Annotated in this window: 13 protein-coding genes and 1 pseudogene; 11 read left to right on the top strand and 3 right to left on the bottom strand. The window is 72.0% G+C overall.

What is annotated here, in order from left to right:
- Positions 1-8: 8 nt before the first annotated feature.
- Positions 9-452, bottom strand: coding sequence for a hypothetical protein (locus tag AB0E62_RS03095; protein ID WP_164395672.1), 444 nt, complete (start codon positions 450-452; stop codon positions 9-11).
- A 249-nt stretch (positions 453-701) separates the two neighbouring features.
- The gene (locus AB0E62_RS03090) at positions 702-932 is read right to left on the bottom strand and encodes a hypothetical protein (protein WP_362187189.1); all 231 of its coding nucleotides are present in this window, start codon (positions 930-932) and stop codon (positions 702-704) included.
- A 119-nt stretch (positions 933-1,051) separates the two neighbouring features.
- On the opposite strand from AB0E62_RS03090, the gene AB0E62_RS03085 reads away from it, so the two are divergent.
- From AB0E62_RS03085 to AB0E62_RS03035, 11 genes and pseudogenes are all read left to right on the top strand, one after another.
- Complete coding sequence (locus tag AB0E62_RS03085; RefSeq protein WP_362187186.1) at positions 1,052-1,798, top strand: XRE family transcriptional regulator; 747 nt, start codon at positions 1,052-1,054, stop codon at positions 1,796-1,798.
- A gap of 2 nt (positions 1,799-1,800) precedes the next feature.
- Positions 1,801-2,271, top strand: a complete 471-nt coding sequence (locus AB0E62_RS03080; RefSeq protein WP_362187183.1) for an NUDIX domain-containing protein — start codon at positions 1,801-1,803, stop codon at positions 2,269-2,271.
- 542 nt (positions 2,272-2,813) lie between these two features.
- A pseudogene (locus AB0E62_RS03075) lies at positions 2,814-2,948 on the top strand (SAM-dependent methyltransferase); the annotation flags it as partial.
- Positions 2,949-2,959: 11 nt separating this feature from the next.
- Positions 2,960-3,454, top strand: coding sequence for an NUDIX domain-containing protein (locus AB0E62_RS03070; protein ID WP_362187181.1), 495 nt, complete (start codon positions 2,960-2,962; stop codon positions 3,452-3,454).
- Positions 3,454-4,326 (top strand): DUF2797 domain-containing protein, encoded by an 873-nt coding sequence (locus tag AB0E62_RS03065; protein ID WP_362187179.1) that lies wholly within the window; start codon positions 3,454-3,456, stop codon positions 4,324-4,326. Before AB0E62_RS03070 ends, AB0E62_RS03065 begins: the two co-directional genes overlap by 1 nt.
- A gap of 122 nt (positions 4,327-4,448) precedes the next feature.
- Positions 4,449-5,189 carry a response regulator transcription factor gene (locus tag AB0E62_RS03060; protein WP_362187176.1) on the top strand — a complete coding sequence of 247 codons (741 nt, stop codon included), beginning with the start codon at positions 4,449-4,451 and terminating at the stop codon, positions 5,187-5,189.
- Positions 5,186-6,811: a HAMP domain-containing sensor histidine kinase gene (locus AB0E62_RS03055; protein WP_362187174.1), complete on the top strand. Its 1,626-nt coding sequence runs from the start codon at positions 5,186-5,188 to the stop codon at positions 6,809-6,811. The genes AB0E62_RS03060 and AB0E62_RS03055 overlap by 4 nt, the downstream gene beginning before the upstream one ends.
- Before the next feature lie 56 nt (positions 6,812-6,867).
- Complete coding sequence (locus tag AB0E62_RS03050) at positions 6,868-8,319, top strand: bifunctional glycosyltransferase family 2/GtrA family protein (protein ID WP_362187171.1); 1,452 nt, start codon at positions 6,868-6,870, stop codon at positions 8,317-8,319.
- On the top strand, positions 8,316-10,481 hold the full coding sequence (locus AB0E62_RS03045) for a glycosyltransferase family 39 protein (RefSeq protein WP_362187169.1): 2,166 nt from the start codon (positions 8,316-8,318) through the stop codon (positions 10,479-10,481). The genes AB0E62_RS03050 and AB0E62_RS03045 overlap by 4 nt, the downstream gene beginning before the upstream one ends.
- 62 nt (positions 10,482-10,543) lie before the next feature.
- Positions 10,544-11,929: an MFS transporter gene (locus AB0E62_RS03040; protein WP_362187166.1), complete on the top strand. Its 1,386-nt coding sequence runs from the start codon at positions 10,544-10,546 to the stop codon at positions 11,927-11,929.
- A gap of 845 nt (positions 11,930-12,774) precedes the next feature.
- The gene (locus AB0E62_RS03035) at positions 12,775-13,533 is read left to right on the top strand and encodes a TetR/AcrR family transcriptional regulator (protein WP_362187163.1); all 759 of its coding nucleotides are present in this window, start codon (positions 12,775-12,777) and stop codon (positions 13,531-13,533) included.
- On the opposite strand, the gene AB0E62_RS03030 is transcribed toward AB0E62_RS03035, so the two are convergent.
- On the bottom strand, positions 13,534-14,004 hold the full coding sequence (locus AB0E62_RS03030) for a PPOX class F420-dependent oxidoreductase (protein WP_362187161.1): 471 nt from the start codon (positions 14,002-14,004) through the stop codon (positions 13,534-13,536).
- Positions 14,005-14,041 lie beyond the last annotated feature (37 nt).

Below are 14,041 nucleotides of genomic sequence, written 5' to 3'. Positions count from 1 at the left end.
TCGTGTCGCTACGCCTGACCGTACGGACGGCCGCAATCCGCGTCGCACTGCGCGAGGTTCGTGCCGTCCACGGTCCAGAGGTCGTCGAAGACCATGAACCCGGCCGCCTTCATCGCGTGTGCGGAGGCGGCGACCTTCTTCGGGTCACGCGCCCCTCCACCCGGCTTGGGGTTGTGGTGGAGGAAGCGGCCCGCGAACCGATCGCACAGTTCGGCGTACTCCTTGGTGTGCAGGATGAGCGCGTGGAGGCCGAGGTCCACGTCGTCCGACGGGACCATGGGCACGGTGGCGGTCGCCGCGGTCACCACGAAGGCCACCGCCTGGTCCGCGATCCGCTCGGCGCGCTCGCGCGTCTGTCCGTTGTGGACCATCATGAAGTGGCTGAGGCTGTCGAGCAGTTCCTCACCAGCCACCGCACGACCGGTCTTCTGGTCGTTGGCCGTTGCCGTCATGCGAATACTCCTTGAGTGTCGCTGTGTTCTGGCACTTGCGCCCGCGCCGGTCACCGAGGCGGAGACCACGGGCCACCGGGGGTTTGGAAGGCCGGCCCCGAACGGGGAAGAGGGAGCCGAGGAAGGTGTCATCCCGTTCGGGGTGGCCGGTCTACTGGCTGATACCGAGGGCCATACCGATCACCAGGCCGCAGGACTCACTGACCACGATGACGAAAAGACCCCTCGCGAACCGGCCGATGGCGCACATCACAGGCCACCCCGGCTGTTGCCGTTCTTGATGGCAAGGCGGGCGCTCAGTTCCTCCCGCGCGGTCGGCGCCACAAGGTTGTTCGGCAGGGCGTCCCACTCGACACCGCCACCGATGGGCCTTATCTGCACCCTGGCGCCGACCTCATCCATGACGACGCCGATCCGTCCACTGGCAGTGTCTTTCGCCAGTTCACCGATGCCTGGTCTGGTCTGCTGGTTGCTCGCCATGCGGCAGAGCATCCCGCCGCCCAGCAGGACGCCAGAACCCCCGACGCACCCCACTTTGGGACGTCCTGCGTCGGGTAGAACGTCCCTAGTGCCGTCCCTGCGTATTAGGAGAGATTGGGATGCCGAACGAGAGGCTACGTGCTGCCATGGCGGCCGGCGGATGGACGTACGCCGCCCTCGCGGACAAGGTCGAGGTCGATCCCAAGTCCGTCGAACGGTGGGTCAATCTGGGGCGTACGCCGCGTCGAGCCACGGCCATGCTGGCAGCGGAAACACTAGGAGAAGACGTGCACGCTCTATGGCCTGCGCTCCGGCAGGCACGCCCCGCCCGCGCCGTCAGCCCGGAACTTGTGGCCCTCTACGACCAGCGGGCAGACATCCCCGTGTCGACCTTCGTGGACATGCTGACCCAGGCCCGCGAGCGGATCGACGTGTTGGTGTACGCCGCTGTCTTCCTGCACGAGGCGTACCCGCGGCTCAATGACCTGCTGCGAGAACGAGCTGCCGATGGGTGCGCGATCCGCATCGCAGTCGGCGACCCGGACAGCACGAACGTTCAGCAGCGCGGTAAGGAGGAGAAGTTCGGGCACGGGATCGAGTCCCGCTGCAGACTCGCCCTCATGCACTACCGCCCGCTGGCCGAGGTCGCTGGTATCGAGGTCCGGACCCATGCCACCACGCTCTACAACTCGATCTATCGCGCGGACGACCAGGCGCTGGTCAATGCCCACGTCTGGGGCGTGAACGCCTACGGTGCTCCCGTGTGGCATCTGCGCCGCAGCGGGGAGGGTGGCATGTTCGATACCTACGCCAGCAGCTTCGACGCGGTGTGGGAAACCGCGACGCCGATAAGCGAAGAAGGATGACCATGGCCAGGACCGAGTACTACGACGACCCGGCGGCACCGGAGCCGAACAGCATGGTGGTCGCCGCGTCCGCCGTGGTGACCGACGACGAAGGACGCATTCTCCTCCAGCGCCGGCGGGACAACGATCTCTGGGCGCTGCCAGGAGGCGGCATGGAGATGACCGACTCACTCCCGGGAACAGCCGTCCGCGAGGTGAAGGAGGAAACGGGCCTGGACGTGGAGATCACCGGGCTCGTTGGGACGTATACCGACCCGCGTCACGTCATTGCCTATACGGACGGTGAAGTGCGCCGACAGTTCAACGTCTGCTTCACTGCCCGAGTGGTCGGCGGACGACTCGCGATCTCTGACGAGTCCACGGATCTGCGTTTCTTCCCGGTTGATGAGCTTGCCAAGCTGCCCATGCACCACACGCAGCGACTACGGATTCAACACTTTATGGAGCATCGGGAGCGGCCATACCTCGGCTAATGCTGTGTGCCGCATGAAGCAACAATAGTGACAGTGACGATACACCTATCCAGAACCTGCGTGAGGGCCCATCACCTTGATGATGGGCCCTCACGCAGGTTCGAGGTTTAGCTCCTCCATTCTTATCCTGTTGCTATGGAGGCAAGAGGTGCCTAGCTTATGAGGGATTATGAAGCCAGTCCTTGCTGTATCCTCTTGCGGGCAAGAGCGAAGGCGCGGTTCGGCACGGGAACATCGGTAGCAATGATCTGCTCGTAGGCGGAATTTAGAGAGCGCAGCAAACCTTGCGCCTCGTTCCAGTCGATGTCTTTTGAGAGCAACCCGATCTCAACCTGATATTTATGGCGAAGTGCCGTATAAGACCGGGCGGACGATTGGACGGATCAGAAGGTTGCAGGTTCGAATCCTGCCGAGTGCACACAGACAAGAGGCCCCGGATTTACTCCGGGGCCTCTTGCGTTTCAGGGGCGTACAGCAGCGAAGTACAGTAACCGCGTCAGCCGGCGCGGAGCGCCGGGCCCGCACAGACCGTTGGGCAGGTCGCGGGCAAAGCGATGTTCACCTACCGCTACAGCTACCGTCCGGCCGTGTGGGAGCGCCTGCTCACCCGGGCCGGCTTCGCCACGGCCGACGCGCGGATCCTCCACGCGCCGCGGCCCGGGCATGTCGGCCCGCTCCAGGGGGGACCGTGGCACGGACCGAGTACTACGACGACCCGGCGGCACCGGAGCCGAACACTCTGGTGGTCGCCGCGTCCGCCGTGGTGACCGACGACGAAGGGCGTGTTCTTCTTCAGCGGCGACGGGACAACGATCTCTGGGCGCTGCCAGGCGGCGGCATGGAGATGACCGACTCACTTCCGGGAGCGGCTGTCCGCGAGGTGAAGGAGGAAACGGGGCTGGATGTGGAGATCACCGGGCTCGTGGGGACGTATACCGACCCTCGTCACGTCATCGCCTACTCGGACGGTGAGGTGCGCAGGCAGTTCAACGTCTGCTTCACGGCCCGTGTGGTCGGGGGCCGGCTCGTGATCTCGGACGAGTCCACGGAGCTGCGGTTCGTCCAGCCGGAGGAGGTCGACCGGCTGCCGGTGCACCATACGCAGCGGCTCCGTGTCCGGCACTTCCTGTCGGCAACCGTGCCCCACGTCCTTGTCAGACCCTGCCCTTACGCTCGTGAGTGATGGCACGGGTCTGGAAATGCACGGGGCTGCGCTGGTCGCCGGGCGGGCCGGTGCTGGTGTGGGACGGGGGGCGGCGCAGCGCGCCGGCCCGCGGGAAGCGGGTCGCCTTCGCCGTGCCGGAGGGGGGTGTGCGGGCGTGCGCGGGGGCGCGGGGGAACGACTGTCCGGTGCGGGCCGTGGTGCCGGGGCGGAGTACGGGCGGCCGGTGCGAGGAGTGCGCGCGGCTGGAGCGGGCGCACTCGGTGGCCGCCGACACGGTGGCCGGCGATCCCCGGCCGTACCGGGTCTACCTGGCCTGGTTCGGGCCGGGCAGGGTGAAGGTCGGCATCACCGCCGTGGAGCGGGGGCCGGCCCGGCTGCTCGAACAGGGTGCCGTCTGCTTCACCTGGCTCGGCACCGGTCCGCTGATGGCCGCGCGGCGCACCGAGGAGCTGTTGCGGGCCGCGCTGCGCGTGCCGGACCGGGTTCCGTACACCGAGAAGCGGGCGGTGCGGTCGGCGCTGCCGGGCACGGAGGCGGAGCGTGCGGCCGAGGTGCGGGAGCTGCACGCGCGGGCCGTCGCGCTCGACGGGTGGCCGGAGTCGTTGCGGCCCGAGCCTTGCCGTGTCGTGGATCACGTGGGTGTGTTCGGGCTCGGGGAGGTGCCCGGGGCGTTCGGTGAGGTGCTGGAGCTGGTGCCGGGCGGGAGCGTGGGCGGGGAGCTGGTCGCCGCCGCCGGGCCGGATCTCCATCTGGCGGTCGGCGGACGCGGGGTCGTCGTCCTGGACACCCGGCTGATGACGGGGTGGGAGCTGGTGCCGGCCGGGCCGGAGGGGGACGGGTGCGCCTTTCCCGTCCGGGAGTTCGGCAGGGAGCCGGACGGTTTGTTCTGATCCGGCCGGGCGCGCTGCCCTTCCCGCCGCATCCCAACTCCCCTCCGGTCCGGGGGGGTTTCTCAGAGAAATCACAGACTCTGGAAAGCGTCTTCTCAGAGCGCGCCGACAGGGTGACCGTCATGACCACGACCTCGCCCCAGGGGCGCACCGAACTGCTGAGGCCGGACGGGAGCCCGGTCCGGGTGCTTGTGGTGGACGACGAGCTGTCGATCACCGAACTGCTGAGCATGGCCCTGCGCTACGAGGGCTGGCAGATCAGGAGCGCGGGCGACGGACAGGGGGCCCTCCAGGCGGCCCGCGAGTTCCGGCCCGACGCCGTCGTGCTCGACATGATGCTGCCGGACATGGACGGCCTGTCCGTGCTCGGGCGGCTGCGGCGCGAACTGCCGGACGTGCCCGTGCTCTTCCTCACCGCCAAGGACGCGGTGGAGGACCGTATCGCCGGACTCACCGCCGGCGGCGACGACTACGTCACCAAGCCGTTCAGCCTGGAGGAGGTCGTCGCCCGGCTGCGCGGGCTGATCCGCCGGTCCGGCGCCGCCGACCGCCGGTCCGGTTCCGTGCTGGTTGTGGGGGACCTGACCCTGGACGAGGACAGTCACGAGGTCACGCGCGGCGGGGCGTCGATCCACCTCACCGCCACCGAGTTCGAACTGCTGCGCTTCCTCATGCGCAATCCCCGGCGCGTGCTCAGCAAGGCGCAGATCCTGGACCGCGTGTGGTCGTACGACTTCGGCGGCCAGGCCAATGTCGTGGAGCTGTACATCTCCTACCTGCGGCGGAAGATCGACGCCGGTCGCGAGCCGATGATCCACACGCGGCGGGGAGCCGGCTATCTGATCAAGCCCGCCACGGCGTGAGCGGGCGGTGGCGGCCCGGTCCGCGGTGGCGCCGGGCGGGTCAGCCGCGCACCCTGCGGACGCGGCTCGTCGTCGCCTCCGTGACGCTGATCGCGGTGGTGTGCGCGGTGATCGGCACGGTGACCACGCTGGCGCTGCGCTCGCACCTGTACGAGCAGCTGGACGGCAAGGTCACCGAGATCGCCCTGCGGGGAGCGGGGCACCCCGGACCCGGCGCCGGAGCCGTCCCCGGGCTGCCCCGGATGCCGGTCGCGTCCACCCCGGACACCAAGGTGGAGAACCTGCTGACGAAGGGGCCGACTCCGTTCGGCGCCGTCGCCGCCTATGCGCCCGGCTCCTCGGTCGGCAGCGCGGCCGTCGCCCGGCGGCAGAACGACGACAACGGTTTCTTCAAGCAGTCGCGGGCCGAGGGCCTGACCGCTGCGCAGAAGTCGGCGCTCGGCACGGTGCCGCGGGACGGTGCCGCGCACACCGTACGGATCCCGGGCCTCGGTGACTACCGCGTGCGGTACATGGCGAGCCAGAACGGCGGTGACGCCTTCTACGTCGGGCTGCCCACCAAGGACACCGACGACAACATCAACACCCTGATCCTGGTCGAGATCAGCGTCACCGCCGCCGGTCTCCTCGCCGCCGTCATCGCGGGCTGTGTGCTCGTGGGCGTCGCCACCCGCCCCCTGCGCAGGGTCGCCGCCACCGCCACCCGGGTCTCCGAACTCCCGCTGCACACGGGCGAGGTGATCCTCAGCGAGCGGGTACCGGAGGCGGAGTGCGACCCGCACACCGAGGTCGGCCGGGTCGGCGCCGCGCTCAACCGGATGCTCGACCACGTCCACGGCGCCCTGCACGCCCGGCAGCAGAGCGAGACACGGGTACGGCAGTTCGTGGCCGACGCCAGCCACGAGCTGCGCACCCCGCTCGCCTCCATCCGCGGGTACGCCGAACTCACCCGGCGCGGGCACGAGGAGATCGGGCCCGACACCCGGCACGCCCTCGGCCGGATCGAGTCCGAGGCCGGGCGGATGACCCTGCTCGTGGAGGACCTGCTGCTGCTCGCCCGGCTGGACGCCGGCCGGCCGCTGCGGTGCGAGCCCACCGATCTGGTCCCGCTGGTCGTCGACACCGTCAGCGACTCCCGCGCGGCGGGCCCGGACCACCGCTGGCGGCTCGACCTGCCCGACGCGCCGGCCCTGGTCCCGGCGGACCCGGCCCGTATCCAGCAGGTGCTGGTCAACCTGCTGGGCAACGCCCGCAAGCACACCCCGGCCGGTACGACCGTCACCGCGCGGGTGCGCCGGCGTGGGCCGTGGCTGTGCGTGGACGTGGAGGACGACGGGCCGGGGATCCCCGCCCGGCTGCTGCCGCACGTCTTCGAGCGGTTCGCCCGGGGCGACTCCGCGCGCACGCGCGCCACCGGGTCCACGGGCCTCGGGCTCGCCATCGTGCAGGCCGTGGCCGCCGCGCACGGGGGCGCGGTCACCGTGGACAGCGCCCCCGGCCGTACCGTCTTCACGCTGCACCTGCCCGTCCTCGCCACCCCGGCCGCCACCGAGGCGGTCCCCCCGGCCCACCGGGCCTTTGCCGCCCCCGCGCCGGCAACGCACCCGCGACCGCACTCATAGCCCCGGCACAGCGCCACCACATGGGCACGACAGGGGGCCTGAGAAGAGTCGGTGCCATGCGAACCGACTCTTCTCCCGGCCCCCTGCCGGCCCGGGAGCACCTCCCGGCCGGAGACGCCGGTACGCCTGTCCTGGACGTAGTGATCCCCGTCTACAACGAGGAGAAGGACCTCCCGCCGTGCGTCCGCCGGCTGCACGAGCACCTCGCGCGCACCTTCCCGTACGCCTTCCGCATCACCATCGCGGACAACGCCTCCACGGACACCACCCCGCTGGTGGCGGCCCGGCTGGCGGCCGAGATTCCCGAGGTGGGCACCGTACGGCTGGAGCAGAAGGGCCGGGGTCGGGCGCTGCGGACCGTGTGGTCGGCCTCCGACGCGCCGGTCCTCGCCTATATGGACGTCGACCTGTCCACCGACCTCAACGCCCTGCTGCCGCTGGTCGCGCCGCTGATCTCCGGCCACTCCGACCTGGCGATCGGCTCCCGGCTGGCCCGCGCCTCCCGGGTCGTACGCGGTCCCAAGCGGGAGTTCATCAGCCGGGCCTACAACCTGATCCTGCGCGGTTCGCTCCAGGCCCGCTTCTCGGACGCGCAGTGCGGCTTCAAGGCGATCCGCCGGGACGTGGCCCAGGTGCTGCTGCCGCTGGTGGAGGACACCGGCTGGTTCTTCGACACCGAGCTGCTGGTGCTCGCCGAGCGGGCGGGCCTGCGGATCCACGAGGTGCCGGTCGACTGGGTCGACGACCCCGACTCCACCGTCCACATCGTCAGGACGGCCACCGACGACCTCAAGGGGGTGTGGCGGGTCGGCAAGGCCCTGGCCACCGGATCGCTGCCGCTGGACCGGCTGGCCCGGCCCTTCGGCGACGACCCGCGCGACCGCGACCTGACCGGCGTGCCGCACGGCCTGGCCCGCCAGCTCGTCGGCTTCTGCGTGGTGGGCGGCCTGTCCACCCTCTTCTACCTGCTGCTGTACAGCGCCTTCCGGCAGGGCGTCGGCTCGCAGACCGCCAACGCGCTCGCGCTGCTGGTCTCCGCCGTGGCCAACACGGCCGCCAACCGCCGGCTCACCTTCGGGGTGCGCGGCCGGGGCGGCGCGGTCCGCCACCAGGCGCAGGGCCTCGTCGTCTTCGGCATCGGCCTCGTACTGACCAGCGGCTCGCTCGTCGCCCTGGACGCGGCCGGCGGCAGCCCGGCGCACTCCACCGAACTGGCGGTGCTCATCGCCGCCAACCTCGCGGCGACCGTGCTGCGGTTCCTGTTGTTCCGCGCCTGGGTCTTCCCGGACCGGCCGGCGACCGGCCCGGCCACACCGGCCACCACGCCGACGCTGGGCACCACGCCCGCCCCGGCCACACCGGCTGCCCCGGCCGCCGCGCCCGCCCAGCTCCCGTACCTGTGGCCGCACCAGGCCACCGCCCACCTCCGCGCCGGCGACACCGCGGACACCGTCCCGCGGCCGCAGCCGGTGCGCCCGCACTCCACCGACCCGGGGGACACCCGATGACCACCCACCACGACCCGCCGACGACCGTGCCCGGCGCCCCGCCCGCGGGAGAGCCGGCCGCCGGTGCCGGGCAGCCGTTCGTACGGCGGCTGTGGCGCGGCCGGCCCGAGGACCCCCGCTGGGCGCGCCCGGCCCTGCTGGTCCTGCTGGCCGTCACCCTCCTGCTCTACCTGTACGGCCTAAGCGCCTCCGGCTACGCCAACTCCTTCTACTCGGCGGCCGTCCAGGCGGGCAGCACCTCCTGGAAGGCGTTCTTCTTCGGTTCGCTGGACGCGGGCAACGCCATCACGGTCGACAAGCCGCCGGCCGCGCTGTGGCCGATGGCGCTGTCCGTGCGCCTGTTCGGCCTGAACTCCTGGGCGATCCTGGTGCCCGAGGTGCTGATGGGCGTGGCGACCGTCGCCGTCGTGCACGCGGCCGTGCGCCGCCGGTTCAGCCCGGTGGCCGGCCTGGTCGCGGGTACGGTGCTGGCGCTCACCCCGGTCGCGGCGCTGATGTTCCGGTTCAACAACCCGGACGCGCTGCTGGCCCTGCTGATGTCGGTGGCCTGCTACCTCGTCGTCCGCGCCCTGGAGGACGGCCGTACGAAGTGGCTGGTGTGGGCCGGGGCCGCGATCGGTCTCGCGTTCCTGGCCAAGACCCTCCAGGCGTTCCTGATCCTGCCGGCGCTGGCGCTCGTCTACGCGGTGTGCGCTCCGGTGTCCGTGCGCAAACGCTTCGCCCAGCTGGCCGCGGCGACGCTCGCGCTGGTCGTCTCGGGCGGCTGGTGGGTCGCGGTCGTCGAGCTGTGGCCGGCCTCCTCCCGCCCGTACATCGGCGGCTCGCAGCACAACAGCTTCCTCGAGCTGACCTTCGGCTACAACGGTCTGGGCCGGCTGAACGGCGAGGAGACCGGCAGCGTCGGCGGCGGTGGCGGGCCGGGCGGCGGCAGGTGGGGCGAGACCGGCTGGGACCGGATGTTCGACTCGGAGACCGGCGGCCAGATCTCCTGGCTACTGCCCACCGCGCTGATCCTGCTCGCCGCCGGCCTGGTGGCCACCCGCAAGGCCCGCCGGACGTCGGTCACCCGTGCCTCGTTCCTGGTGTGGGGCGGCTCGCTGCTGACGACCATGGTGGTGTTCAGCTACATGGCGGGCATCTTCCACCAGTACTACACGGTGGCCCTCGCCCCCTACCTCGCGGCCGTGACCGGCATGGGCGCCGGGCTGCTGTGGGAGCGGCGGCGCGAGGGCTGGGCCGGCGTCACGCTCGCCGCGTCCCTCGTCGCGGCGGCGGCCTGGGGGTACGTCCTGTTGCACCGTACCCCCGGCTATCTTCCCTGGGTGAGGTGGCTGGTGCTGGTCGGCGGGCTGGCCGCCGCGCTCGGCCTGGTCTTCGCGGGCCGGCTCTCCCGGCGGCTCGCCCTCGCGACGGCGGCCGTGGGCCTGGTGGCCGCACTGGCCGGCCCGGCCGCGTACACCCTCAGCACCGTCCGGCAGGGCCACACCGGGTCGATCGTCACGGCCGGACCGGCGGGCGCGAGCATGATGGGCGGCCGGGGCGGCGGCCCGGGCGGTGCCCGCTTCTTCGAGGGCATGCCCGGTCAGGGCGGGTCCAACCAGCAGGGCCGGCGGAACCAGCAGGGCGGACCCGGCGGGCAGGGCAACGGCTCCCCGGGCAACGGCTCCCCGGGTGGCGGCTTCCCGGGCGGCGGCCTCCCCGGCGGCGTGCCGGGCGGGAACCAGCCGGACGGCAACGGCTTCCCCGGGGGCGGGCCCGGCGGCCGGACCCGCGAGGGCGGCACGGGCGGCGCCGGCGGCCTGCTGAACGGCGCGAACGTGCCGGCCGAGGCCAGGAAGCTGCTGGAGAAGAACGCCGGGGAGTACACCTGGGCGGCCGCCTCCATCGGCTCGCAGAACGCGGCGAGTTACCAGCTCGCCTCGGGTGAGGCGGTCATGGCGATCGGCGGCTTCAACGGCACCGACCCGTCCCCGACGCTCGACGAGTTCAAGAAGTACGTCGAGGAAGGCCGTATCCACTACTTCATCGCGGGCGGCGGCATGGGCGGCGGCGGTGGCAACGGCACCGCTTCCCGGATCAGCACCTGGGTGCAGGGCACGTTCACGAAGGTCACGGTGGGCTCGGCGACGTTCTACGACCTCACGCGGAAGGCGGGCGACTGAGGGCGGCAGCCGACCGGAAAATGTGCTGTACGCCGTATAGTGAACGCTATACGGTGTACGGCATGTCCACACCCCAAGGCCATCCCCAGCGCTGGCTGATCCTCGGCGTCATCTGTCTCGCCCAGCTCACGGTGGTGCTCGACAACACCGTCCTGAACGTGGCCATCCCCTCGCTCACCCGCGAGCTGCACGCGACCACCTCCGACATCCAGTGGATGATCAACGCGTACTCCCTCGTCCAGTCCGGCCTGCTGCTCACCGCGGGCAGCTCCGCCGACCGCTACGGCCGCAAGAAGATGCTGATGACCGGGCTTGCCCTGTTCGGCGCCGGGTCGCTGGTGGCCGGACTCGCCGGCAGCACCGGCCAGCTCGTCGCCGCGCGGGCCGGGATGGGCATCGGCGGCGCGCTGCTGATGACCACCACCCTGGCGGTCGCGATGCAGATCTTCACCCCCGAGGAGCAGCCGAAGGCGATCGGCATCTGGAGCGCGGTCAACGCGCTCGGCTTCGCCGGCGGCCCGCTGCTCGGCGGCTTCGTGCTCGACCACTTCTGGTGGGGCGCGATATTCCTCGTCAACCTCCCGGTCGCGGTGCTGGCGCTGGTCGCGGTGGCGGCCCTCGTCCCGGAGTCCAAGAACCGGCGCGGCGACCGGCCCGACCTGCTCGGCGCGGTGCTGTCCACCATCGGCATGGCCTCGCTCGTCTACGCGATCATCTCCGGCCCCGGCCATGGCTGGACCTCGGCCCGCGTGCTCCTCACGGCGGCCGTCGCGGTCCTGGTGCTGGGCGTCTTCGCCTGGTGGGAGAGCCGGGTCGACGAGCCGATGCTCGACATCCACTTCTTCCGGGACCGGCGGTTCACGGGCGCGGTCGCCGGGGCCGTGCTCATCGTGTTCGGCATGGGCGGCGCGCTGTTCCTGCTCACCCAGCACCTGCAGTTCGTCCTCGGCTACGAGCCGCTGGAGGCCGGGCTGCGGACCGCTCCGCTGGCGCTGACGGTCGTGGTGCTCAACTTCAGCGGGCTGTCCGCGAAGTGGTCGGCGCGGCTGGGCACGCCGGTGTCGATCGCGCTCGGGATGGTCTGCATGTCGGCCGGCCTGGTCTCCATCGCGAAGGTGGCCCCCGGGGGCTACACGGGGACGCTGATCGGACTGCTGCTGATCGGCGCGGGCTGCGCGGTGGCCAACCCGGCGATGGCGCACGCCATCATGAGCGCGATCCCACCGGAGAAGGCGGGCGTGGGCGCCGGGATCAACGGCACGCTGGCCGAGTTCGGCAACGGCCTCGGCGTCGCCGTCCTGGGTGCCGTGCTCAGCTCCTCCGTGGCCTCGGGACGGTCCCTGGCCGACGGCCTGGGCGCGGGCCAGCTCGTGGGGGCGGTCGCCGTACTGGCCGGAGGCTTCGTGGCGGCGGGCCTGCTCCGACGGGCGGAGCGGGTGCCCGCCTGACGGCCCCGGGCCCCGAGGCCCCGAGGTGTTGAGCGGCGATCCGGAAGCCCGCGCCCGGCGGGCCCGGGGCGTTGGGGGAAGCGGCGTCGGCCTGGCGGCCCCGGCACGCCCGGAGGAGCGGCTGCCGGCCGGCAGCCCCGGCGCCGGCGGGATCCGGCGCTCCGCCTGGCGGCCCGGGGCAGCGGGCGTCCGCCCCGGCGGACCCGGCCGCCGGCCGTCGGCGCTGGTCACGCCCACACGGTCCCGCCCGGCTCCCGCGCGGCGGCGGCCGGGCGCCGTCCGGGCCCGTCGCCTTCTCGGCCCGGTCATGGTCCTGGCGCCGTCGGTTGTCGGTGCTGGTGACGTCCACGTGGTCCCGCCCGGCTCCCGCGCGGTGGCGGCCGGGCGCCGTCCGGGCCCGCTGCCTTCTCGGTCCGGTCATGGTCGTGGCGCCGCGGTTGTCGGTGCTGGTCGCGTCCGTGTGGTTGCGTCCGGGGGCTGGCGTGGTCGGGGTCTCGTGGTGGCGGCTGGGCAGCGTCGGGGCTCGTCGCCTTCTCGGTCCGGTCATGGTCGTGGCGCCGTCGGCCGTCGGTGCTGGTGACGTCCACGCGACCCCGTCCGGGTGCTGGCGTGGTCGGGGTCTCGTGGTGGCGGCTGGGCAGCGTCCGGGCTCGTTGCCTTCTCGGTCCGGTCGTGGTCGTGGCGCCGTCGGCCGTCGGTGCTGGTGACGCCCACGCGGCCCCGCCCGGGGGCTGGCGTGGTCGCGGACTCGCGGTGGCGGCAGGGCAGCGTCCCCGCCCGCCGCCCTGCCGGCCCGGTCACGGCCCTAGCATGTGATGCGATCCGAGGAAGAGAAAGGTGCGCCGGTGACGAAGCGGGCAGGCCGGTCGGCGCGGGACAGTGTCTGGCGGGAGCGCGGCACCCGGCGCGGGGGACGCGGCGGGCAGCCCTCCGGGCTCGACCGGACGCGGATCACCGAGGCGTCGGTGCGGCTGCTGGACGCCGAAGGACTCGACAAGTTCTCCATGCGCCGGCTGGCCGGCGAGCTGAACGTCACCGCGATGTCCCTGTACTGGTACGTCGACACCAAGGACGACCTGCTGGAACTCGCCCTGGACGCGGTCTACGCCGAGCTGCGGCTGCCCGACCCGGACGACACCGGAGCGGACTGGCGGGAGCAGCTGCGCGAACTGGCCACCGCCTACCGGGCGCTGCTGGTCCGCCACCCCTGGCTGTCGCCGCTGGCCGGGCGTTACCTCAACATCGGCCCGCACTCGCTCGCGTTCTCCCGCGCGGTGCAGCGGGTCGTCCGCCGGGCGGGGCTGCCCGCGTACGGGGTGACCGGGGCGATCTCGGCCGTCTTCCAGTTCGTGTACGGCTACGGCACGGTCGAGAGCCACTTCCTGACCCGGATCGCGGACACCGGGCTGTCCCCGGAGGAGTACTTCGAGCAGGCCATGGCCCTGGTGGACGAGGTCCCCGGGACCGCCGAGATCATCGGGGAGTCCAAGGACATCATGGCGGCGCGCGGCGGTGACACGGTGGCCGAGATGCTGGACCGCGATTTCACCTTCGCGCTGGACCTGCTGGTCGCGGGCATCGAGGCGATGGTCGCCCGGGGCTGACTAGTCCTCCTGGACCAGCCGCGCCGGGAACCCGCCGGTCGCCACCGGCCCCCACCGCCGCGGGGTCACCCGGATGATCGACTTGCCCTGCTTGATCATGGCCTGCCGGTACTCGTCCCAGTCGGGGTGCTCGCCGGCGATGTTCCGGTAGTACTCGACCAGGGGCTCGACGGAGTCCGGGGCGTCGACGACCTCGGCCGTGCCGTCGATCTGCACCCAGGGGCCGTTCCAGTCGTCGCTGAGGACGACGAGGCTGACCCGCTCGTCCCGCTTGGCGTTGCGGGTCTTGGCCCGCTCCGGGTAGGTGGAGACCACGATCCGCCCGGAGTCGTCCACCCCGCAGGTCAGCGGGGACGCCTGCGGGGAGCCGTCGGCCCGGCGGGTGATCAGCAGGGCCCGGTGCCGGGGCCGTACGAAGTCCAGCAGCTCGTCCAGCGGTACACGGGTGTTGGTAGCGATGTTCGGTGCCATGGGGGCAGCCTAGGGGCAGCGGGTGCCCCCGTGGCTG

The sequence above is a fragment of the Streptomyces sp. NPDC038707 genome, from assembly GCF_040636485.1.
GTDB lineage: Bacteria > Actinomycetota > Actinomycetes > Streptomycetales > Streptomycetaceae > Streptomyces.
The sequence above is the reverse complement of the archived record's forward strand: the minus strand, read 5'-3'. Positions and strand labels throughout refer to the sequence as shown.